Annotated in this window: 17 protein-coding genes and 8 tRNA genes; 1 reads left to right on the forward strand and 24 read right to left on the reverse strand. The window is 37.3% G+C overall.

Translation table 11 applies throughout. The features are described from left to right. Positions 1-6: 6 nt before the first annotated feature. The 3 genes from JJQ93_RS07045 to JJQ93_RS07055 form a co-directional block, all read right to left on the reverse strand. On the reverse strand, positions 7-3,231 hold the full coding sequence (locus JJQ93_RS07045) for a site-specific DNA-methyltransferase (protein WP_274893240.1): 3,225 nt from the start codon (positions 3,229-3,231) through the stop codon (positions 7-9). Between the two features lie 15 nt (positions 3,232-3,246). Beyond that, the gene (locus JJQ93_RS07050; protein ID WP_274893241.1) at positions 3,247-6,114 is read right to left on the reverse strand and encodes an SNF2-related protein; all 2,868 of its coding nucleotides are present in this window, start codon (positions 6,112-6,114) and stop codon (positions 3,247-3,249) included. 173 nt (positions 6,115-6,287) lie between these two features. Next, a complete protein-coding gene (locus tag JJQ93_RS07055; protein WP_274893242.1) occupies positions 6,288-6,452 on the reverse strand; it encodes a helix-turn-helix domain-containing protein in 165 nt (54 codons plus the stop codon). A gap of 150 nt (positions 6,453-6,602) precedes the next feature. Here JJQ93_RS07055 and JJQ93_RS07060 point away from each other — a divergent pair, with 150 nt between their 5' ends. Then, positions 6,603-7,799 carry a site-specific integrase gene (locus tag JJQ93_RS07060; RefSeq protein ID WP_274893244.1) on the forward strand — a complete coding sequence of 399 codons (1,197 nt, stop codon included), beginning with the start codon at positions 6,603-6,605 and terminating at the stop codon, positions 7,797-7,799. 72 nt (positions 7,800-7,871) lie between these two features. On the opposite strand, the gene JJQ93_RS07065 is transcribed toward JJQ93_RS07060, so the two are convergent. The 21 genes from JJQ93_RS07065 to ligA form a co-directional block, all read right to left on the reverse strand. Next, positions 7,872-7,944, reverse strand: a tRNA-Lys gene (locus JJQ93_RS07065). Between the two features lie 8 nt (positions 7,945-7,952). Beyond that, positions 7,953-8,028 (reverse strand) — tRNA-Gly (locus tag JJQ93_RS07070). An 8-nt stretch (positions 8,029-8,036) separates the two neighbouring features. Beyond that, positions 8,037-8,123, reverse strand: a tRNA-Leu gene (locus tag JJQ93_RS07075). 39 nt (positions 8,124-8,162) lie between these two features. Further along, a tRNA-Lys gene (locus JJQ93_RS07080) sits at positions 8,163-8,235 on the reverse strand. A gap of 4 nt (positions 8,236-8,239) precedes the next feature. Beyond that, positions 8,240-8,315, reverse strand: a tRNA-Gln gene (locus JJQ93_RS07085). A gap of 4 nt (positions 8,316-8,319) precedes the next feature. Further along, positions 8,320-8,396: transfer RNA gene (locus tag JJQ93_RS07090), tRNA-His, on the reverse strand. 34 nt (positions 8,397-8,430) lie between these two features. After that, positions 8,431-8,507: transfer RNA gene (locus JJQ93_RS07095), tRNA-Arg, on the reverse strand. A 4-nt stretch (positions 8,508-8,511) separates the two neighbouring features. Continuing rightward, positions 8,512-8,585 (reverse strand) — tRNA-Gly (locus tag JJQ93_RS07100). An 82-nt stretch (positions 8,586-8,667) separates the two neighbouring features. After that, a complete protein-coding gene (locus tag JJQ93_RS07105; RefSeq protein ID WP_274893245.1) occupies positions 8,668-9,195 on the reverse strand; it encodes a metallophosphoesterase in 528 nt (175 codons plus the stop codon). Then, a complete protein-coding gene (locus JJQ93_RS07110; RefSeq protein WP_085111614.1) occupies positions 9,192-9,788 on the reverse strand; it encodes an XTP/dITP diphosphatase in 597 nt (198 codons plus the stop codon). The genes JJQ93_RS07105 and JJQ93_RS07110 overlap by 4 nt, the downstream gene beginning before the upstream one ends. Further along, complete coding sequence (gene rph / locus JJQ93_RS07115; RefSeq protein WP_013787537.1) at positions 9,754-10,533, reverse strand: ribonuclease PH; 780 nt, start codon at positions 10,531-10,533, stop codon at positions 9,754-9,756. Before rph ends, JJQ93_RS07110 begins: the two co-directional genes overlap by 35 nt. Positions 10,534-10,679: 146 nt before the next feature. Then, positions 10,680-12,434: an N-acetylmuramoyl-L-alanine amidase gene (locus tag JJQ93_RS07120; protein ID WP_274893246.1), complete on the reverse strand. Its 1,755-nt coding sequence runs from the start codon at positions 12,432-12,434 to the stop codon at positions 10,680-10,682. A 172-nt stretch (positions 12,435-12,606) separates the two neighbouring features. Continuing rightward, positions 12,607-13,566: an ABC transporter ATP-binding protein gene (locus tag JJQ93_RS07125; RefSeq protein WP_085111616.1), complete on the reverse strand. Its 960-nt coding sequence runs from the start codon at positions 13,564-13,566 to the stop codon at positions 12,607-12,609. Beyond that, complete coding sequence (locus tag JJQ93_RS07130; RefSeq protein WP_085111617.1) at positions 13,556-14,590, reverse strand: ABC transporter ATP-binding protein; 1,035 nt, start codon at positions 14,588-14,590, stop codon at positions 13,556-13,558. The genes JJQ93_RS07125 and JJQ93_RS07130 overlap by 11 nt, the downstream gene beginning before the upstream one ends. Before the next feature lie 14 nt (positions 14,591-14,604). Next, positions 14,605-15,522, reverse strand: coding sequence for an ABC transporter permease (locus JJQ93_RS07135; protein ID WP_085111618.1), 918 nt, complete (start codon positions 15,520-15,522; stop codon positions 14,605-14,607). Between the two features lies 1 nt (position 15,523). After that, positions 15,524-16,453, reverse strand: a complete 930-nt coding sequence (locus tag JJQ93_RS07140) for an ABC transporter permease (RefSeq protein ID WP_013787532.1) — start codon at positions 16,451-16,453, stop codon at positions 15,524-15,526. Between the two features lie 592 nt (positions 16,454-17,045). Then, a complete protein-coding gene (locus tag JJQ93_RS07145; RefSeq protein WP_274893248.1) occupies positions 17,046-18,728 on the reverse strand; it encodes a peptide ABC transporter substrate-binding protein in 1,683 nt (560 codons plus the stop codon). 425 nt (positions 18,729-19,153) lie between these two features. Continuing rightward, positions 19,154-20,584 (reverse strand): Asp-tRNA(Asn)/Glu-tRNA(Gln) amidotransferase subunit GatB, encoded by a 1,431-nt coding sequence (gene gatB / locus JJQ93_RS07150; RefSeq protein ID WP_274894076.1) that lies wholly within the window; start codon positions 20,582-20,584, stop codon positions 19,154-19,156. Further along, positions 20,584-22,053 carry an Asp-tRNA(Asn)/Glu-tRNA(Gln) amidotransferase subunit GatA gene (gatA, locus tag JJQ93_RS07155; protein ID WP_274893249.1) on the reverse strand — a complete coding sequence of 490 codons (1,470 nt, stop codon included), beginning with the start codon at positions 22,051-22,053 and terminating at the stop codon, positions 20,584-20,586. The genes gatB and gatA overlap by 1 nt, the downstream gene beginning before the upstream one ends. 10 nt (positions 22,054-22,063) lie before the next feature. Beyond that, positions 22,064-22,351 carry an Asp-tRNA(Asn)/Glu-tRNA(Gln) amidotransferase subunit GatC gene (gene gatC, locus JJQ93_RS07160; RefSeq protein WP_013787527.1) on the reverse strand — a complete coding sequence of 96 codons (288 nt, stop codon included), beginning with the start codon at positions 22,349-22,351 and terminating at the stop codon, positions 22,064-22,066. 58 nt (positions 22,352-22,409) lie between these two features. Further along, positions 22,410-24,389, reverse strand: a complete 1,980-nt coding sequence (ligA, locus tag JJQ93_RS07165; protein WP_274893250.1) for an NAD-dependent DNA ligase LigA — start codon at positions 24,387-24,389, stop codon at positions 22,410-22,412. Positions 24,390-24,396 lie beyond the last annotated feature (7 nt).

Here is a 24,396-nt window from a genome sequence, read left to right on the forward strand (position 1 = left end):
CGCCTCCTAAAATTCTGGTACTTCAAGCATAAGACGTTTAAATTCCTCTTCTATAAGCAAGACTTTCCATTGTTCGCCTTCCTGTTTCATGTTTTGCAAATTGTTGTCGCCGTTTACATATATACGGTCGTATTCAAAGTCTTGCGTGCTGTATTTTTTCTTTCTGAAATATGCGTCCATGGCAGCATTGTCCTTTGCAATCTCCCCAGTGAGAGTTCGCCAGATGATAAGCACTTTATCTCCCGACAGGGTATGCCCTTCAATTTCTTTAAAAGTATATTCCCCTTTACCATCTTTGGCAGGGACAAGCCTTACTGCTCCTGGCATATCGCTTGTTTTATCAGGTTCAGTATTGAAACTTTCCTTAGCCTCAATTCTGGTAACAACCAGTCCCAACAGGTAGTTAAAGGTTTCTACCAAATCAATCGCGGTCTCTTTAGTTTCCAAGCCATTGGCAATCTTCATTTTATAACCAAAAGGGTTGACAAACTGATCGATGTTTAAAAGTGACATGCTGCCCTCAGTTTCCTTGTCAAGCATGTAGGAAAGCATATACTGCTCTCTTAAATCTTTGTTTAAATCCATTACCATCTGCTGTTCTTCGCTTCTTCTGATTTCCAGGTTATTCAATGCATCTTCATAAGACTCCAGCTTCAAATATTTGAACATATGGCTGATCCCTTCACGAGACACTGGCTTGCCATCTTTCCAGTCTTTGGAATATATGACCTTCTGTATCCTCGGCTTCAAAACAGTATCAAAGTATTCACCCATTTCCACAAGGATATACTTGCGATTGCCCCCGTCCTCTCGGTTGAGGTTTATTACGGCATGGCCAGTAGTGCCAGAGCCTGCGAAAAAGTCTATGATGATAGCATTATAGTCCTCTCCAATTATACTGTGCAAAGAATCAAGAGTTGAATATACAGATTTGGGATAACCAAATATTTTCCTTCCTCCAAAAATATCTTGCAATAAATTTGTCCCATGTGAGGATGAATCATATTTAGAATCAACCCATACTGTTTTAGGTTTTCTACCCTCTTTTATCCTATCTTTAAGATAAACATTATAAGAATCCCCAATTTTCTGTACAATAAAATCACCACGCTTAGCTGCTTCTAAAACTTTTTGTCTGTCAGACCATCTCCATACTCTTCTTCTTCCATCAGTATCAATAGGCATTATTGAAATGATAATTGAATCATTTTTGTCCATAAATTCTTCATAACTTAACTGAACAATTGAGCCATTATCCTCTAAAGTCAAGACATACTCTGGTTCATATTCAGATGGATAATTTCGTATTCTTGGTCCTCCAACTCCTACTATCTTTTGTTTAGTTACATCGTAATAAATGGAGAATTCCGAATTTGGCCTTTCATCAGGCGAAGATAATCCTCCACTACGCCTAAAAGGTAAAATTCTGTACTGTGAAATCTCATCTTCATTTCTATATTCATTCTCTTGTTCTTCGGTCAATGGTTGATCTATGATAATTAGATCATCTGGAGAGATAGAATAACATAAACAATATTCGTGGCTTGTTGCAAAATGACTATTTATTCCTCTTCCTCTTGGATTACTCTGAATTACAATTGTTCCTATGTATTTATCTATACTAAAAACATCATCTAATAACTTTTTAAGATTATATAATTCCTCATCATCAATTGTTACTAAAAGCGCTCCTGAAATATCAAAGTATTTTTTACAAAGTGCAATTCTATCATTTAACATTGCAATCCAAGATGAATGTTTGTAAGAATTTTTATATATAAAAGTTTCTTCAGATGTATTATATGGCGGATCAATATAAACACACTTTACCTGCTCCTTATACCTTTCCAGCAATAAATTCAATGCTTGGAAATTCTCGCTTTTTATTAATAACCCATCAGTTTTTTCATCTATATTGTCAATATTCTGTATTAATCTTTCCTTAAACTCCTCCCCAAAAAAGGCAGTATCCAGTACAAGGTACGGATTTGCCTTCAAAAATTCCACCGTTAAAGGTTCGCTGTAGCCTTCAAGTTCATCTATGGCAAAAAGCTTTTTCCACTCTTCAACCTGTGCTTTGTTTGCTGCAATCTCGGGATAAAATTTTTCATTTATCCTATCAAGTGTAATACAGTAATTGGTTTCAACCACAAATTTCTTTTTCAGCCACAGCTTTTTCTGAAAGTTTTCTATCTGTTCGAGAAAAGCTATAATTTTATACCCTATGTTTTTGATTACTTTGATTTTTGTAATATACTGCTCAACTCTTATTTCATGTTCGGTATCAAGGTCATCCAAGAACATAACCTCGTTTTTAAGATAGAAATCCAGTTCCCTGCGTAAAAAACCACCCAAATCTTTATGGATAAAATAATCAAAAGTGTTGCGGGCAGTATAGTCATTTAAGTGCTTTTCCAAAAGTGTTCTTCTGGGATTTGCCTCAGTCGGGCTTGGCGTTAAGATAGTAAAAAATGGCGTATATATGCCTTTACCAGTAGCAAAAATATCGGTAATTTTTTTGATTGTTTTATCGTTTAAATCCTTTTGTTTACTTTCATGCACTTTATACTCAAACTGGATAATAAGTTCGCCGTTTTCCACTTTTACTGGTTCATCTTCGTAAAGGACAAACCTGCGCTCTTTGTTTTCAGGCGGCTTGTTGTTGTCCTTATCAGTAGATGCCTCCACCAGCTTAAAATGTACTCTTTTCCCGTCAGGAAGAGTAAAAGTGTAATCCCTGAAATATTCAGTTGTTTTTATATAATACTGGTCAGCATTAGCCCAGTATAGTTTTACTTCTTCTCCTTCGTATGGTATGGCATATACTCCTTCTTTATAGCGTCGCTGGGAGATAAAATCTCCGTTATTGTAGTAACGGCTAAAGAAATCCGTTAGGTGTGAATACACTTCATCTTCAATTTTTCCAATATCCATGCCAGATTCAAGTTCGTTTTTAATTGCCACATACTTCGCACTGTTTTCATAAGGCACGCCTGTTTCATCTAGTATCTTCTTTAGATCTTCCAATTCTTTTTTAAGGTTCTTTTGTCTTACCGAAATATATTTCTCCAGCTGTTCACGCACCTGAGGTAAGAGGTCTTCATTGAGAAATTTTTCAATTTCCTTCCGCTTGTAATTCATAATTCTATAGATACCGAAATCTAAATCGGCTTGATCCATTTGAAACATTTGTTTTAAAAGCGTTACAAGTTTTTCATAGCTTTTATTCATGCTCTTCACCTCTCCTTAAACAATTTCCCATTCTATCATAAAAATAGTTTCTTTTTCTACCTTCTGCATCATTTTCATTTCAAGTTCCTTAATCAGTGCATCTCTTTTTTCAAGAATTTCATCTTCTACTTCAAAAATCCTGCGACGCTTTGCCTGCTTTCGTTTCTCCAATTCGGCAATCTGAAGCTGCATTTTGTACTGCTCTTCCGTTGTAGTAGCAAGTCTTGCTTGACGGCTGAGTTCCCGCAGCCGAACCTTAATATCCTCCAGTTCTTTTTCAGAAGACTGGATAAGGTCGTCTGCCCATTTTTGCAGTCTTTCCTGCTCTTCCGTGAAAAATTTGTTGTTGGCTTCCATTACTCGGCTAACTGTCGCCTCACAAAATCTTTCGGATTCCTGCTGCAATCTCTTGACAATCACATCGGGCAAGTCTTTTATTTCTGCCACCTGCCCCTGACACATCATAATTTTTTCGCAGATTTCCTGATCAAGCATTTTGCCAGACGATGCAAAACCGCTGAATAACAGGTATTCTTCCTTATCGAAAGACTGAATGGTAAGTTTGGTAAGAATCATGTATCCCATTTGCCCCTTAAGCTGTTCAACAACAGTTATTTTTACAGGATGATTAGTTATGTCAAATCTTACCTTCGCCTGTGAAGTAGAAAGCTTTAATCCCGTTTCTATTACATGCTCGCCCAATGGATGAGATATACGGTAAACATTTCGTCCTTCCACATCTTTGCGTTTTTTTGATATAAGGTAATACATTCCCGCTTCCCCAAGATTCTCATAAGGCTTTTTTAGATAAAAGCTCAAGACATTATCATTAAAAACGGCTAAATCTTTTAAAATAAACTTGGTTAACTGCCAAAACATTTTTTCGAACCTGTCCAGTCGGCTGGATGTTGTTTCAAATCCAAACTTAAGCTTTTGATGAACATCTTCATCAAAGTTTTCAAGAAGTAATGTTCTCGCTTTGTCCATTTTTGATTTTATTTTTTCCTCCATTTCTGCCTGGAGGACCTTAAACGCTTCGTCAATTTCTTTTGGAGTACGGCACTGTTGGTAGATTTTAAGAATTTTTCTTTCAAAATCTACCCCTGATTCTATAGAACCCAATACAGCGTCTGAAGCACCAAACACACCGTTAAACAGGTTAAATTTTTCCTCCAACAACTGGTATACTCTGCAATCTGCCTCGTTACGCTCATTTAGAAAGTTAATAACTACCACATCATACTGTTGTCCGTAACGATGGCATCGTCCTATACGCTGTTCTATCCTCTGTGGATTCCATGGAAGATCGTAATTTACTACCAGCGAACAAAACTGCAGGTTCACGCCTTCTGCAGCCGATTCAGTTGCAAGCATTATCTCGGCATGATCACGGAAATATTCCACCAAAGCCACCCGCTTATCAGCCACGGAAGAACCGCTTATCCTTCCTGTCCCTTCATTTTTCTTGCACCATTCTCTATAAATTTCCATCGATTCTTTATCTGAATTGGAGCCGTTGAAAAGAACAATTTTCCCTTTATAACCGTTTGCTTCAAGGAACTGTTTGAGATAGTCCTGTGTCCTGCGGGATTCTGTAAAAATCAAAGCTTTTCTCCTTGCTCCAAGCTCCTCCATTTTACGGAAACCCACTTCCAATGCTTTTAAAAGAGCCTTAGATTTAGTATCAACACGAATTTTTCTTGCCATAGAAATAAATTTTTCTATTTCTGCGATTTCTGCATCTATCTTTTTTAAGTCTATATTTTCATTGCAATTTTCCGTTTTCTCCGTAATTTCTTCATTCATTTCCAATTCATCTTTATCTTCTTCCGCAACAATCGCTTGATCTTCATCCAACAAATCCTCTAAATTAAGGTTTCTTATAATCCCTTTTTTTATATCTAAAAGTCTGCCTCTGATGGTTGCAAGGGTTTGTTCTATAGCTCGGGAAGATGAGGCAAGAAGTTTACGCAGGATAAGTGTAATAAGATTTCGCTGGCTCTTGGGGATAGAATATGTATCCTCTCTTTGCAGGAAAGCGGAAATTGCCTCATACAGTTCCTGTTCTTCATCTGTTGTCCTGAATTTTTGCGTGAACGGATGCCGTTCTGTATATCTTATGTATTCAAGCACATGGCTTCTTAATGTCCTTTTGCAAAAAGCATTAAGTCTTTCTTTAAGTTCTTGAAGATTTCCTTCATTAACATAATTCTCTCTAAACGCTTTGATATCACCAAAAATGTGGTCACTAATCAATGTAGATAATCCATATAGCTCTAATAGTGAGTTTTGTAATGGTGTAGCAGTAAGAAGCAGTTTCTTTCTGTCTTCAAGTGCCCATTTCAGATTTTGACCAATACGATTGCTTGTTCTGTAAACATTGCGTAATTTATGAGCTTCATCTATAACCACCAAATTCCACTGAACCGATTTTAAATCGGTTTTTTTGCTGCTTGCAAAGTTAAAAGATGTTATTACAATACTGTCCTGCTCAAAAGGCATGTCCTTACCCATTTTCTTTTCTTGATTATAATTTTTGGTCTCTAAAATCATATTTGGTAAATTGAATTTTTCTCTAAGCTCTAAGCTCCACTGCTTGCGTAAGGAAGCAGGACATATAACAAGAAGCCGTCTTTTTCTTTCCGCCCAATACTGACATAAAACAAGCCCAGCTTCAATTGTTTTGCCAAGTCCAACTTCATCGGCAAGAATTACTCCTTTTGATAAAGGAGACTTAAAAGCAAATAAGGCTGCCTCAATTTGATGGGGATTTATATCAACAGCGGCATCAAATAAAGCTGAAGATATTTTATCTATATCTCCAGGGGCGGCTCTTCTGATAAGTTCATTGGCATAATATTTTGCATGATATTCCGTAATCATATTTATCCCCCAAATGTAAATAATTTTCCCATCAAGACACTAATTCTCTTGAAAAATTACTAAATTTAATTCTGAATTCATGCTTTATACCTGAATAATTTTTTTGCTGATTTAAAATCATTACTCTTGTTAAATAAATTATGTTTCAATCTTTAATTAATGATATATAAACACTAGCTTTCATCTTCAACAAATCTTTTTAATTCTGTTTCTGATATGCGCCATAAATCGCCTATTTTAATAGCCTTTAATTTTCCTTCACGTATCCATTTATAAACAGTTCTTATATTTATCTGTAATTTCTCCGCAACTTGCTGCGGTGTATAGTAATTATCCATCAAATCACCACCTATCACCATATTAGCATAGATTATATTACATTTCAAACTAATATTTGACAACTGAAATAAAATGATATATATTGTAATTAAGTTATATATAATGTATTATATGATATTAAAAAAGAATTTTTTAAGGAGGTTTTGTATATGAGGCAGCGCGGAAGTGTTAGAGAAATGGGCGAAGGAAGATTTCGTATAGCAATATATCTAGGTGTTGATGCCAATGGAAAACGCAAATACTATTATGAAACAATACATTGCAGCAACAAAAAGGAAGCGCAAAAATATTTGACACAAAAATTGAACGAAATTGACAATGGTACTTTCATCAAACCTGCAAATATGACATTAAGAGAATACCTTGACGAATGGGAAGAAAACACTTTAAAATCACGTGTAAGACCCAAAACATACAAAAGCTATAAACAACTTATAGAACTCTATATTAAACCTCATTTAGGAAATTTTAAAATTAAAGATATAAACCCTTTACTAATACAAAATATGTACGCAGCTATGATAACCAAAGGTCTTTCGCCAAGAACTGTCAGATATACACATACAGTTTTAAAAAATGCATTAAATCAGGATATTAAATGGCAGATAATAAAAACTAATCCTTGTGACAATGTTGATCTACCAAAACAAGCACGGAAAGAAATGAAAGTATTAACACCAGAGCAAGCCAAAAAGTTTTTAGAAGCTTGTGCTTATAATAGATTTGGTGTATTGTTTGAACTACTTTTAACATCAGGAATGAGACCAGAAGAAGCACTTGGCCTTAAATGGGAAGATGTAGATTTCAAAAATAATCGTATCCACATCAAAAGAGTCTTAACAAGGACAAAAGAAGGATGGAATCTTGAAGAACCAAAAACATCAAAAAGTAGAAGAACCATACCTCTCCCAAAAGAAGTAATGAAAAACCTCAAAGAACATAAGAGAAATCAGGCTGAAGAAAAACTTAAAGCAAAAGAAACTTTAAATTACGATAAAGACAATGAAAAATTTAAAGTAGAAGAATTGAAAGAAAAATTAAATGATCCAAAAATATATGTAGATTACGAATTTGTATTTGCCACGCAGAATGGTAGTCCACTAGAAGAAAGAAATGTATCACGATATTTTAAAGATATTCTCAAAAAAGAAAATTTGCCTGATATAAGATTATACGACTTAAGGCATACATGTGCTACCCTATTATTAGCAGCAGGTGAAAATCCAAAAGTAGTTAGTGAAAGATTAGGACATGCTAGCATTACATTAACGCTTGACACTTATTCTCATGTACTACCAGATATGCAAAAACAAGCAACAGATAAGCTTGAAAAAATGTTGTTTTAATTTCGCATACATTTCGCATACAAAAAAGGTATCGATAAAATCTCGATACCTTTTAATTGGCTTAAATACTAGTGCGCCATTAGGGACTCGAACCCCAGACCCGCTGATTAAGAGTCAGCTGCTCTACCAACTGAGCTAATGGCGCATGATGTATGGAGCGGACAACGAGACTCGAACTCGCGACCCTCACCTTGGCAAGGTGATGCTCTACCAACTGAGCTATGTCCGCATGATATATGGTGCGGGAGAAGGGACTTGAACCCATATGCCATGACTGGCACTAGAACCTGAATCTAGCGCGTCTGCCAATTCCGCCACTCCCGCATTAACGCCAGATTGTTCCTCTTTCAATATCTTTTTAAGTGACCCATCCGCGATTCGAACGCGGGACACCCTGCTTAAAAGGCAGGTGCTCTGCCGACTGAGCTAATGGGTCATGCTGGCTGGGATGGCAGGATTCGAACCTACGAACTGCCAGAGTCAAAGTCTGGTGCCTTACCACTTGGCTACATCCCATCAATGGGGTGGGTAGTGGGGCTCGAACCCACGACCTCCAGAGCCACAATCTGGCGCTCTAGCCAACTGAACTATACCCACCATATTATAAACACAAATCGCATTCTTCAAAAAATGGTGCGCCTGAAGAGATTCGAACTCCCGACACACGGATTAGAAGTCCGTTGCTCTATCCAACTGAGCTACAGGCGCATATTGGAGCGGGTGATGGGAATCGAACCCACGTAGCTAGCTTGGAAGGCTAGAACTCTACCATTGAGCTACACCCGCATATACAGTTGTCATCGCTTGTTTCTGCCTCATCGCTCTGACAGTTTTAAATTATATCAGGAATATTTATCTTTGTCAACACCTAAAATTCAAATTTTGTTCCACTTTTTTTATTTCCAATGTATTCCTCCATATCATCTATATTTATTAGTTGCGGCACAATGATGCCATCTTCTATATTTACTATGGATACTGTCCGTGATGACCCTTCACGCGGCATTGAAGGGCTTCCAGGGTTCAATACAAGCATATCACCATCCCTATATATTAGCGGCACATGGGTATGGCCATAAAACACAGCATCAACCCCGTATTCCCGGGCTTTTTCTATTATGATGCTTTTTTCAAATTTGACATAGTACTTATGTCCATGTGTTAATAATATTTTTTTACCAGCTACTTCAATAATCTTTTCGTACTTCTCTTTGTCGCCAAAATCGCAATTACCATATACATATACAGTTGGTATTCCAAACTCTTTATCCAGCGCTTCTGCATCTTTGTAATAGTCACCTAAGTGTATAATGTAATCAATATTTTTAATATTTTTTAAAATATTCCTGACTGATTGCAACATTCCGTGAGTATCACTTGTAACAAATAGTCTCATTTGCGGTCCTCCAAATTATTTTTTATATATTCTTTTAATTTTTTCAAAGCATTTGCCCTATGACTTACTTTATTTTTTTCTTCTAAGCTAAGCTCTGCTAATGTCTTTCCTATTTCATCAACATAAAATATAGGATCATACCCAAAGCCATATTGTCCTCTTGGAGCATCAATTATCCTACCATCCACTTTTCCTTCTATTATAGCTTCTCTTCCTTTGTAAATCAATGCTATTACGGTTTTAAAAGTAGCTTTCCTCTTTTCCATCGGAACACCTTTTAATAAGTTTAAAAGCTTGTTGTTGTTGTCTTCGTATGTGGCATTTACACCGGCAAATCTTGCAGTATAAACTCCTGGTTCACCATCTAAATAGTCCACAAACAAACCTGTATCATCTGCAATTACCAGTTCATCGGTTAAATCTGCTATAGCCCTGGCCTTTAAAAGAGCATTTTCTTCAATCGTCTTCCCTGTTTCTTCTACTTCATCATATGATCCAATGTCGTCTGCCGACAATACTTCATAATCTTCTTTAAAAAATTCCCTTATCTCATCCACTTTATGCTTGTTGTGGCTCGCTACAACTATTTTCATCGCTTTCAACTCCAATTTCTAATGATATATCTCCCAATGATTCTTTTTGAACCTGTATGATTTTATTCAAGCCTTCCTCCGCTAATTCTAAAAGCTCTGAAAAATCACTTTTGCTAAAAGGCCCACCTTCACCAGTTCCTTGTATCTCGATGAATTCGCCTTTATCCGTCATGACAATGTTCATATCAACGTGTGCATTGCTATCTTCTAAGTAACAAAGATCTAAAAGCTTCTCATTGCCTACAATTCCTACGCTTACAGCAGCGACAAAACTTTTTATAGGGAGTTTACTTATAGCGCCCTTTTCCTTAAGTTTATTCATGGCATCTACAAGTGCCACAAACGAACCTGTGATGGAAGCTGTCCTTGTTCCACCATCAGCCTGTATTACATCGCAGTCAATCCATATCGTCTTCTCACCTAACGCATCTAGATCGACAACAGCTCTCAATGCTCTTCCAATGAGCCTTTGGATTTCCATGGTGCGTCCTGATTGTTTGCCTTTTGTTGACTCCCTCTGTGTTCTGGTTTCAGTAGCTCTCGGAATCATTGAATACTCACTTGTAATCCATCCTTTGCCAGTCCCTTTTTGAAATGGCGGTACTTTATCTTCAATTGATGCTGTGCAAATGACCTTTGTATTGCCGACTTCTATCAAAACAGATCCTTCTGCGTATCTGTTGAAATTTCTCGTTATCTTTATAGGTCTTAATGATCTGGAATCCCTTCCATCTACTCTTTTCATTTCTTCAGCTCCTTTATATTTTATATTATAATTTTAGCCTTATTTAATTTTCATTATCCAGAGCGCAAACCATAATATTATTTTAAAACCTTTTAAATCAATTTACAAGAAAGCATATAAAAAAAACAGGCGATTTGTTGCCTGTTTTAATTGCCGCCATATACGGAGTTTGAAACAGTCATGCTTATGCTGCCATTAGATAATTTGTCAAAATAATCGACAATCCCATTGTATATTCCTTGTGCAACTTTCCACTGAAAATTTTCATCAGTCAGAAGCTGAGCATCTGTAGGACTTGTGACGAATCCAGTCTCCACCAAAACAGCAGGCATCTTCGTCTGATTGAGAACGACTAAATTAGGCCTTTCTGAAAGCCCTCTGTCAGTGGTATTTATCTGTTTCATCAGATCATCATGAATTATCTGTGCAAATGTCTTTTCATCTCTTGTATCGCCATTGTAACCGTTTGGGTAATACAAAACTGTTGTGCCGTTTGCTGATGGCGATTCAAAAGAATCAGAATGAATGCTTACAAAGACATCTGCTCCTGCATTATTCGCTTGTGAAGGCCTGTCATAAAGACCCACATCAGTGTCTGTTGTTCTGGATATCATAGTCCTGTATCCTCCATTGTCCAACAGCGTCTTCAATTTTAATCCAATGGCAAGATTAATATCTGCTTCGTGTATCCCTCCGACACCTATAGCACCTGGATCAGAACCTCCATGCCCTGGGTCTATGTATACTAACTGCTTTTTGTTAGGGTCTGGTTTTGTTATTGTAAGCAATACGCCCTGAGGAGTTGGTTGAACACTAAAATCTGCTTTAAGGCTTGTCTCCGCAACAATCCTTACTGTATTGGCATCAAGCTGAGAATACCTAATCCCTGTAACTACGTTTCCGGTATACGATATGCTACCTGCCAGTTTACCATCAGACATTGTCAGACTTGCACCTGTCACATCTATAATGATCTTGTTATCACCATATCTGGATGGGCTAAAGTGGTCGGCATCTGTATTTATCGTTATCTGATCGCCATTGTTGACCTTAGCAGCTAAAATGTTCGTCACCTTATTTTGCCCTATTTTAAACGATATGTCAAATTCTTTTTTATCTTGTGACTGTGTTATAGTATATGGCATTGAATAGTCCATATTCACAACAAGTCTTGTTACTGCTGGTTGTAACTTGTTCTGCCCTATGTAGGCCTGATTTAAGCCATTTTTGTCTATCTTTATCTGCTTATTAGCAACAGTATTTATCGCATTGTTGAAGTCAAAGTAAATTCTTATGCTGCTGTCATCATTTACAGAACCACGCGTATACGTTAGAGGTCCATCACCTTTAACAGTTATGGTATACATACCATTTGTGTAATTTGATGTAAAACTCACAATATTGACATTGTTTGCAGAGGGAGGATCTACTTTCTTAGTAGCTTGAATTAGGTATTTGTCTGCGACCCATTTCACATCATAACCTAAGTTTTCAAACAAAAACCTCATAGGCACATACGTCGTATTGTTGTTTATAAGCCTTGCTGGAACATCCAACGATACATTATTGCCGTTTACTGTAGCGTAATTTTTACCTATAACCAATTTAATTACTTTGTCCTTTGAAGTCACAGTAACTGTCTGAGTCTTACCATCCCAGTCGACTTTTTGACCTAATCCTTCGCTAATTGCTCTAAGCGGCACTATTGTGCTATTGTCAATGATAAGCGGCGGATTATTGCCAGTGTCAAATTTTCCTCCATCGACGGTAATCGACACGTCAGGCACATTGTAGCTTATAGGTTTGTTATCAAGTACAATCGTAGCTTTATATGCATAGGCAGTTATGTAAAACGTAGACAAAAGCAGTAAAAGCGCAAAAAAAGCGATGACCTTTTTCAACATTTTCCCCCCTTTGCATATAAAATCGGCATTTTTTTCATCATATTTATATATTATTATACATATATTACAGACAAGTTACAAACATATTAAGATTTTATTAAGATGTTAAACGTTATTACTTTGAAATTAAAACTACAATGCAAAAAAATAAAGCACTCAAACGAGTGCCTTATTTATCAAAAAGATGACATGCAACAAAGTGTCCACTTCCAACCTCTTTCAATTGTGGCGTAACTTGGCTACATATGTCCATGGCATATTTACACCTTGTTCTAAATTTACATCCTGAAGGAGGATTAATTGGGCTTGGCACATCTCCTTCAAGTATGATTCTCTCCCTCTTTCTCTCCACTTCCGGATCAGGTATTGGAACAGCAGAAAGAAGCGCTTGTGTGTATGGATGCAATGGATTTGTATACAGTTCACCGCTTTGTGTAAGTTCCGCAATCGATCCTAAATACATAACTGCAACTCTATCGCTTATATGCCTTACCATGCTTAAATCATGAGCAATAAAGAGATACGTCAATCCCTTTTCTTCTTGTAAATTCATAAGCAAGTTTACAATCTGGGCTTGTATGGACACATCTAATGCTGATATAGGCTCATCGCAGACTATAAACTCTGGCTCAATTGCCATCGCCCTTGCTATGCCTATCCTCTGCCTTTGTCCACCAGAAAATTCATGAGGAAACCTATTGGCATGTTCTTTATTTAAGCCTACCATCTCAAGAAGGCTGTATATCCTTTCTCTCCTCTCTTTTCCAGTGTACAAACCATGAATGTCTATCCCCTCTCCTATGATATCGCCAACAGTCATGCGAGGATTCAGCGATGCGTAAGGATCCTGAAAAATCATCTGAGCTTTTCTTGCAAATTTCTTTCTTATTTCATTGTTCATTTTATGAACAGGTATATCGTCAAATATCACCGAACCACCTGTAGCCTCATAAAGACCAATTATAGTTCTACCTGTAGTAGACTTTCCACATCCCGACTCACCAACAAGCCCCAATGTCTCACCTTTTTTTATGCTAAAACTTACATCGTCAACAGCTTTTAACACACCGCCGCTGACGTGAAAGTATTTTTTCAAATTCTTAACTTCCAGTATTACATTATCTTTCACCTGCGTACGCCTCCTTTTCAAAAGGATTTTCAACCTTCGGCGCGTATGGATGCTTCAACCAGCAGGCAACCTTATGCGTATCAGTTTCATTGGTATACTCTGGTTGAGCCTCATAGCAAATTTTCATAGCATAGTTGCACCTTGCAGCAAATGGACATCCTACAGGAGGCGCAAACAAATCTGGAGGCGTTCCGACAATCGGCACAAGCTTCTCTTTATTCTGAGCATCAAGTCTTGGAACAGATTTTAAAAGTCCCCATGTATAAGGATGCTGTGGATGCTTAAATATCTCATCAGATGTGCCTGTCTCTATAACTTTACCTGCATACATGACTATGATTCTCTCTGCTATATCTGCAACAACACCCAAATCGTGCGTAATCATTATTATAGACGTATTGAATTCTCTTTGCAGATCTTTCATCAAATCGAGAATTTGCGCTTGTATCGTAACATCAAGCGCAGTAGTAGGTTCATCAGCAATGAGAAGTTTCGGCCTGCATGCCAATGCAATAGCAATCATGGCCCTCTGCCTCATGCCACCCGAAAATTCATGTGGATACTGATTTATACGCCTTTCAGCATTTGGTATACCTACTACGTCCAACATTTCCTTAGCTTTTTTCATCGCTTCAGCTCGTGTAACCTTCTGATGCTTCAAAATCACTTCGGCAATTTGTTTTCCAATTGTCATTGTCGGGTTTAAAGATGTCATAGGATCTTGGAATATCATGCCTATTTCTGATCCTCTTATTGCTTGCATTTGCCTTTCACTAAACTTTGATATCTCTTTCCCGTCGAATATGATTCTTCCACCTTTAAATCTACCTGGAGGCTCAGGGTTTAACCTCATGACAGCCTGCATCGTGACTGATTTTCCACATCCTGATTCTCCGACTATGGCTAACGATTCACCTTTCATAACTTGAAAGCTGACATCTCTTACTGCCTTTACTTCGCCTGCATACGTGTCAAATGAATATTCCAAATTTTGTACATCCAACAATACTTCTCTATCTCCCAAAATACTTACCTCCTTTAACGGCGAAGCCTTGGATCTAATGCATCTCTCAAGCCATCACCAAGCATGTTAAATGCCAGCATCGTTATGCTTATGAAGAAGCCCGGTATGAAAAGCTGCATTGGATACATTAGCAAAACTTGTGTAGCATCATTCGCAAGCGTACCCCAGCTTGCCAGAGGCGGCCTTATGCCAAGACCGATGTAACTTAAAAATGCTTCTGCAAATATTGCATTAGGAACATCAAACGTCATTGACACTATTATTGGACCCAGTGCATTCGGTATCAAATGCCTCAATATTATCCTGCCTGGGCTAGCTCCAAGTGTCTTAGCAGCCAACACAAACTCCTGCTCCTTAAGCTGCAGCACTTGACCTCTAACTATTCTGGCCATACCTACCCATCCCGTCATAACCATTGCAGTAATGATAGTCCATAAACCTTGACCCATCACAACCATCAAAAGAATTACGAGTATTAAGTAAGGTATGCCATAAAGTATATCGACAATACGCATCATGATATTGTCAACTTGCCCACCAAAATAACCGGCTATACCACCATACGTAACACCAATTACCGCATCAAGTAAGGCAATCGTGACACCGATAAATAAAGATACCCTTGCACCCATCCAAACTCTTACAAAAAGATCCCTTCCAAGGTAGTCTGTCCCGAACCAATGAACTTTAGAAAATGGCTTATTTGTATTGAACAGATCCTGATGAGCGTAGTCAAAAGGCCTCAAATGTGGACCTATTATCGACATTATAACGAGAAGTATCAAGAAAATCAAAGATCCCATAGCAACCTTGTTCTTTCTAAGCCTTCTCCATGCATCTTGCCAGTAACTAATGCTTGGTCTTACAATCGACTGGCTTTCAGAAGCATTTGCTCCTACTATTTCAAATTTATCCTTGCTTATGTCCACCATTCTACTTTCCTCCCTTTGCCAGTCTTACTCTTGGATCTATAAGTCCATAGGCAATATCCACTATGAACATCATGACTACCAATATGATGCTATAAAATATGGTCGTACCTAATATCATGGAATAATCTTCATCGTATATGCTTTGCACAAAGAACTTTCCAAGACCTGGTATGCTGAAAATCTGTTCAATGACAAACGTTCCTGTCACTATTCCAGCAAATAATGGACCTAATACTGTCACAACAGGCATAATGGCATTTCTAACCATGTGCTTCCATATTATCTGCAACTGTGAAAGTCCTTTCGCTTTTGCCGTCTTTATATAATCCTGCCCAATGACGTCTAACATACTTGTTCTCATCATACGAGAAATTATAGATAGTGTAGCGAATGACAAAGCGATGGATGGCAATATGGTGTATTTAAATGAACCCCATCCCGACACAGGAAGCAACTTTAGCTTAGATGCCAAAAGAAGCTGCAAAAGCGTAGCTATTATGAAGTTTGGAACGGAAATTCCAATTATCGCTAAAAACATCGAAAAATAATCCCATCCACCTCCACGCTTCAATGCTGCAACAATTCCAAAAAATAATCCGAAGACAACACCAAGGAAAATTGATTGCACTCCAAGCTGGAATGAAGCTGGAGCAGATTGCTTAATTATATCGTCTACTGTTCTATTTAAATATTTGAGGGAGATTCCTAAATCACCATGCATTAAATTATCCAAATAATACCCATATTGTACAATGAGAGGTTTATCGAGATGATATTTTGCCAACATATTTTGTCTTATTTGCGGTGGAACCTTTTTTTCACTCGTAAAAGGATCACCTGGTATCATGTGCATCAAGAAAAATGTCAATGTTATGATTACCCATATTGTAATCAGCATGTATACAAATCTTTTAATTGAATAATTTAGCAACCAAAACACCTCCTATAAATATTCGTTTACCATATATATGTTAACTAAATTTAGATTCAATACCTGTTTATCATTGTTGATATTTTACATACTGTTTGCAGTAATCCCCCCGCGGACTGTAACAATCGCGCTCACTGATTGTGAATATATTCTTATGTCACTTTATCAATTTTCCTCCTATAGTAAATAAAAGTGAAAATAAATAGTACTTACCCCCAGCTATACCTAAAAACACCCCCCGCTATTTGTATTTTTTGATTTATATGATAATTGAATTTTTTATATACATAAATTTTATTACATTTAGATTTATTAATCAATAACAAATTTTTACCCGTTACATTTACAAAGAAACCGATATAATTTACTTATTTTAAACTATGAAAAATTCTGCCACAAAAATTTCACAAAAATATTGTTATTTGTAAACTAAATACTTTTTAAGTATAGCACCATTGGCAATCAATCTCAATATTTTAAAGCATTTCGGCAATTTTTTAGAGTTGGTTAAAATCTTTGTTGAATTGCACGAAAATTTGCAAACATGCAAAAACCGGGGAATTGACCCCGGTTCATCCTCATTGATGAATTCTTATTGGTTCTTACCTTCTATATATGCCCACTTAAGTTCCCAATCAGTACCAAAATTCGGCACAATTAGATCTTTAACATAACTCTTTGTGACAATTGCATAAGCTTGGAAGTAAAGTGGACCTATAGCCATATCATTCATGGCAATCTTCTCCGCCTGTATCATGTCATCGTTTCTCTTCTTCAAGTCTGGCGTCGACTTTGCATCATCAATCAACTTGTCGTATTCTGGATTGCTGTAGAAAGCAGTGTTATTACCGTTGTTTGTCTCCCACATGTCAAGGAATGTCATTGGGTCATTGTAGTCTGCGCCCCATCCAGCCAATACCATGTCAAAATTTCCTTTATTCATATCGTCTAATCTTATCTTAAATGCCTCATTCTTTATCTGCACATTTACGCCAAGATTTTGATTCCACATTTGCTGCAACGCTTCGGCATTCTTTTTAGCTGCACTTGTATCATCTGCTGTAAATGTGATTGTAGGCAATTCTTTTAAGCCTAATTCTTCAAGCCCTTTCTTCAGATAATCTTTTGCAGCCTGCACATCATTGTCTTTAAAGAATGGTGAACCGTCTTGCTTTGAAAAATCCTCCCCGTTATATCCAGGTACACCTGGCGGCACTATCGACTCTGCCGGTATAGAGCCATTCTTCAAAACCTGCTCTGTAAATGCTTTTCTGTCTATAGCCAATGTAAATGCTTTTCTGATATTTACGTTTTTAAATATGCCTTTCTTGTCATTGAATTGTATATACCAGTTGGTAGCAACAGGCTTTATTGAAAATTCTTTTGTATTCTTGTACTTATCCATCAGATCGCTTGGAACCCTCATCTGATCAAGCGTACCATTGTCATAATTTTGAGCTTGTGTATTTGCGTCTTTTATTATCAAAAGATTAACCTTCTGTAGCTTAACACTGTCTTTGTCCCAGTAATCAGGATTTTTCTCTAAAACGAGATTTTGATCGTGATTCCACTGCTTTAATACGAATGGACCACTATAAACTAATGTATCTGGACTTGAACCTAATTTATCGACTCCTACTTTTTCTACAAAAGACTTCTCTTGTGGCAAATATGTTCCAAATGCAGTAAGACCTAAGAATTGTGGCGCAGGAGCTTTTAACTTGACTTGTAACGTCTTATCGTCAAGGGCCTTTATTCCTACTTGGTCAGCACTGCCTTTGCCAGAGTTGTACTCCTCAGCGCCTTGGATGTAATAAAATTGATATGCATACTGTGATGCTGTCTTAGGATCTAATACTTTCTTCCAAGAGTACTCAAAGTCATAAGCTGTTATTGGATTTCCATCGCTCCACTTTATCCCATCTTTTAAGTGGAAAGTATAAGTTAGACCATCACTTGATATATCCCAGCTTTTTGCGAGGCCAGAACCTGGCTTAAGCTGTCCATCTTTGTCATACCTTGTCAATCCTTCAAGAACATCATTCAATACATCAAATGATGCAACATCTGTTGAAGTAAATGGGTTTAAGTTTGGCGGATCTGCTGCTAAATTTAATGTCAGAACTTGCTCATCTGTCTTTGCAGTTTGAGTACCTGAACTGCTATTGTTTTTGCTTTGAGAGCTGCTGTTATTATTTGCTGAACACCCTGCCAATAGCGCAGAAAGTGCTAATACCAATGTCAACAATAAAGCTAACCAATTTTTTCTCTTCATCAAAAATTTCCTCCCATCAAAATATAATATTTTTGATTTTACTCCCCCCAAAAATAAGTCCTCATCTCTCACCCCCAGCTATGTATGATTTATTTGAAGAACTTCTTTGGCAACACAAAATTTTAATTTAAAGTACAACCGAAAATCAAAATCTACTGCATGTTTAAGAACATTTTACTCATAATATACTATGCATGCGATATTGAGATAAATTTACTGTTCACAATTTTAAAACAATTTACGAGGATTTTTATTTATTATATCATTAGATGTTTTGCTATACAAGTATATATTAAAAATTCAGTGAAAATTGTTTATGTAATACTACTATCTTGTATTTTTTAGTATATTCTGAAATAATATTAAATTTAAAAAGCATACACCGTTTCTAATAGTGTATGCTTAAATTTAAAAAATAATAATATTTATTTTGAGAGCTCTTCTAATAAAATTTTATTTGCCAATTGTGGATTTGCTTTCCCCTTTGTTGCTTTCATTATTTGTCCAACCAAGAAGCCTATTGCCTTGTCTTTGCCATTTTTATAATCTTCAACAGATTTTGGATTATCCTCAATGACTTTTAATGCAATCTCTCTAAGTTCATCTTCATTGCTAAGCTGCTTTAGGCCTTTCTCCTCTACGATTTCTTCGGGATTTTTACCTGTTGCAAACATTTCCTCAAAAACTGTTTTAGCGATAGAACCTGTAATAGTACCATTGTCTATCAAGTTTAAAAGCGAAGCCATCTGATGTGGCTTAATCAAAATTTCTTCAACTTCTTTTCCCGTCTCCTTTAAAAGCCTCATCATTTCACCCATTATCCAATTGCTTACTGTTTTAGCTGATGAGTACTCTAAAACGCACTTCTCAAAAAAGTCTGCCAATGGTTTTGATGAAGTAATTACAGATGCATCGTATTCTGGAATGCCATATTGTGTGACAAATCTTTCCTTCTTATGCTCAGGCATTTCAGGAAGTGATTTTCTTATTTCCTCTTTCCATTCATCAGAGACTATTATTGGCACAAGGTCTGGATCTGGAAAATACCTGTAATCGTGGGCTTCCTCTTTGGAGCGCATTGACTCTGTAATGCCTTTTTGCTCGTTCCAACGGCGAGTCTCCTGCACTATTGTTTCTCCGCCCTCTATGAGTTTTATCTGCCTTTTTATTTCGTATTCCAATGCCTTCTGAACTGCTTTAAATGAATTTAAGTTTTTAAGCTCGATCTTTGTCCCAAACTCTTTGCTGCCAACAGGTCTTACTGATACGTTTGTATCAACCCTCAAAGATCCCTCCTGCATTTTGCAGTCAGATACTTCAGAGTATTCAAGGACGCTTTTCAGTTTTGTTAAGTACAGGTAAGCTTCCTCAGGAGTCCTCATATCTGGTTCAGATACTATCTCAATAAGCGGCACACCTGTCCTATTGTAATCTACTAATGATCCATCTACGTTCTCATGCATTAACTTGCCAGCATCTTCTTCTATGTGTATCCTGGTAAGCCCTATTTTCTTTTTTACCCCATCAGATGTTTCAATTTCTACGTATCCATTTTTGCAAAGCGGTAGGTCGTACTGAGATATCTGGTATGCTTTAGGCAAGTCTGGGTAAAAATAATTTTTTCTATCCATTTTGCTAAATTTAGATATTTCGCAATTTAGCGCAAGTCCAGCCTTCACAGCATACTCTACAACTTTCTTGTTCAAAACAGGCAATGTTCCTGGTAATCCCAAACACACTGGACAAACATGTGTATTTGGTTCACCGCCAAATTCAGTAGTACAGTTGCAAAATATCTTCGTCTTCGTAAGAAGCTCTGCATGTACTTCAAGTCCTATGACTGCTTCGTAATTCATCATTTAGCACCACCTTTAAAACTTGGTTTTGCATTAAAGCTTAAAGCTTTTTCAAAAGCATATGCTGCATTTAATATCGTTCCTTCATCAAAATGCTTACCGACGATCTGAAGGCCTACAGGAAGTCCATCTGAAAGTCCACAAGGCAGCGACAATCCCGGAAGTCCCGCTATATTAACTGGAACCGTATATACATCAGCCAAGTACATTGCCAATGGATCTTCAACTCTTTCACCGATTTTAAAAGCCGTCGTAGGCGACGTTGGGCCAACTATCACATCCACATCTTGAAAAGCCTTCTCATAATCCTGTTTAATAAGTGTCCTTACTTTCAGCGCTTTGTTGTAGTACGCATCATAATACCCCGAACTTAATGCGTATGTGCCTAACATTATCCTTCTCTTTACTTCTTTTCCAAAGCCTTCGCTTCTGGATACCATGTACATATCGATAAGGTCTTCGTATTTTTCTGCTGCGTGGCCATACCGTATGCCATCATATCTGGCCAAATTTGAACTTGCCTCTGCAGATGCTACTATGTAATACGCCGCCAGCGCATAATCCATGTATTTAAGGCTTATTTCCCTTATTTCGGCTCCTAACTCCTCAAATGTCTTTAACGCGTCTTCAATGGATTTCTTTACTCCTTCATCAAGCCCTTCTCTAAAGAATTCTTTTGCAAATCCTATCTTCATTCCCTTTATATCGTCTTTCAGGAATTCCTTATAATCACTTTTTCTTACGTTGTCTACAGAAGTAGAATCTTTTGGATCATGACCCGCAATGGCATTTAGCACAATAGCACAGTCTGTCACGTCTTTTGTGATAGGGCCTATTTGATCTAAAGATGACGCAAAAGCGACAAGTCCATATCTGGAAACAAGGCCATATGTAGGTTTCATGCCAACGACACCGCATAATGACGCAGGCTGCCTTATAGAACCACCTGTATCAGATCCAAGTGAAAATGCACACTCATCAGCAGCAACTGATGCAGCAGAACCTCCAGATGAACCTCCAGGCACTCTTTCCAAGTCCCATGGGTTTTTAGTCGTCTTGAAAGCTGAATTTTCGGTAGATGAGCCCATCGCAAATTCATCCAAATTTGCCTTTCCAACCATCACAGCACCAAGATTGTTAAGGTTCTCCACCACTGTTGCATTATAAGGAGGAATGAAATCTTCAAGCATTTTCGATGCACACGTAGTTCTTATGTTCTCTGTACACATATTGTCCTTTATGACAACAGGTATACCTGTCAAGTCATTTATGTTTCCATCTTTAATCATTTTGTCAGCTTCTTCGGCTCTTTTAAGCGCAAAATCCTCTGTTTCGCATATCAACGCGTCTACTTTTGGTTCAATTTCATTTATTCTTTTTAAATACGCCTTAGTCACATCTACAGCGCTTACTTCTTTTTTCCTTAAAAGTTCATTAAGCTCATGTATTGTTAATTCATGCAATTCCATCAATACCACCTCACTCGATTATCTTTGGTACTTTAAAGCATCCATCTTCTTTTTCTTTAGCATTCATAAGGATTTTTTCTCTATCCATTGATGGCACAACTTCATCTTCGCGGAAAACATTGCTTATTGGGACAATATGCGCTGTAGGCTCTACGCCATCTGTATTTAGCTCATTTAACTTGTCCACATATTTTATAATGCTATCAAGCTGATGAGAAAATTTCTCTAACTCGTCATCAGAAAATTTAAGCCTTGCCAATTTTGATACGTGGATAACTTGGTCTTTTGTAATTGACATGCATACACACCCTTTCAACTCTTAAATACTAATAAAAAGCATCATTTAGTTAATTTTATCATTGTTTCAGCATGTTTTCAAACTGTTCTTCATTTAAAATCTTTACTCCAAGCTCTTGTGCTTTTGAAAGCTTTGAACCTGGATCTGCACCTACAACGACATAATCTGTCTTTTTGCTGACAGAACCTGTCACTTTTCCCCCTCTTTCTTCTATAAGCTTTTTAGCCTCATCTCTTGTGTACTTTTCAAGTGTTCCAGTTAAGACAAAAGTAAGTCCTTTAAAATTGTCATTAACATTTATTGCATCCTTCTTGCGCATATTTACACCAGCAGCTTTCAATCTGTCTATTATATTGAGATTTTGCTTTTCCTTGAAAAAGGCTACTACACTGTCTGCCATCTTAGGGCCAATTTCCTCTATTTCAGTAAGCTCCTCAAAAGTAGCTTTCTCAAGAGATTCCATCGTCTTGAAATGACTGGCTAAAATGCCGGCAGCTTTGCTTCCAATGAGATCAATGCCAAGCCCAAAAATCAATCTGTCTAAATCTCTGCCTTTGCTTTCTTCTATAGCATTGATGAGATTCTTTGCTGATTTATCTCCCATCCTATCAAGTTTTATCAAATCATCGTACTTCAAATAATACAGATCTGATATGTTGTGTATAAGATTGTTGTCAAGAAGCTGTCCTATTACCGCTGGTCCTAATCCATCTATGTCCATGGCATCTTTAGATGCAAAGTGTATTATGCCTCTTTTTAACTTAGCAGGACAATTTAGACCTGTGCACTTAGTCACAGATTCACCGGGAAGCCTCACCGTTGCAGCACCGCATTCGGGACACACTTCTGGCATGATAAAAAACTTCTCGCTGCCATCTCTTTCTTCTGCTACAACACTTACAACTTCAGGTATGATTTCGCCTGCTTTTTGGATTATCACCGTATCACCGATTCTTATGTCCTTTTCTCTTATGTAATCTTCATTGTGAAGCGTCGCTCTTGATACAATAGAACCTGCGATTTTCACAGGCTCTAATATGGCAGTTGGCGTCAATGCACCGGTCCTTCCAACCTGAACTACTATGTCTTTGACTTTCGTCTTTTGTCTTTCTGCTGGATACTTAAATGCGATTGCCCAACGAGGATCCTTTGCAGTAGAACCTAAAATATCCCTTTTCTCCAAATCATTTACCTTGACAACAGCGCCATCTGTTTCATAAGGCAAACCATCCCTTATGTCCCTTATGTAATTTATGTCAGCAATGACTTCGTCTATATTTCTACATACTTTAATATGGGGGCTTACTTTAAATCCTTGATATTTCAAAAATTCTAATGCTTCGGCATGCGTTTTTAATTCTATTCCATCTATTCTCTGTAAATTAAATACGAAAATGTCCAGATCTCTTTTAGCCGTGATTTTAGGATTTAATTGCCTAAGTGATCCAGCAGCAGCATTTCTCGGATTTGCAAAAAGGCTTTCTCCGTTTAATTCTCTTTCTTCGTTTAACTTTTCAAATGAAGCCTTAGGCATAAAAACCTCACCTCTTACGATGAGGTTTAAATCATCTTTAAGTCTTAAAGGAATTGATTTAATGGTTTTTAGATTGTTTGTCACATTTTCACCTATAATTCCATCACCTCTCGTGGAGCCGACAGTAAAAAAGCCATTTTCATATATAAGCTCCACAGATAAACCGTCAATTTTAAACTCTACTACGTATTCTACATCACCGACAGATGCTCTTACTCTCCTGTCAAAATCTCTAAGCTCGCCTTCAGAAAAGGCATTTGCCAAACTTTGCATCGGCACTACATGTGTAAATGGTTCAAACTCTTTCAAAGGTTCGCCGCCAACCCTTTGAGTGGGTGAATCAGGTGTCTTAAATTGAGGGTACTTTTCTTCTAACTCAATGAGCTCTCTCATCATCATGTCGTATTCGTAGTCGGATATCTCTGGCTTGTCCAGTACATAGTACATGTAGCTGTGATGATTAAGCTTATCTCTCAATTCATTTATCCTGTCTTCTATCGTCATAAATACA

The sequence above is a fragment of the Thermoanaerobacterium sp. R66 genome (assembly GCF_028895185.1).
GTDB lineage: Bacteria > Bacillota > Thermoanaerobacteria > Thermoanaerobacterales > Thermoanaerobacteraceae > Thermoanaerobacterium.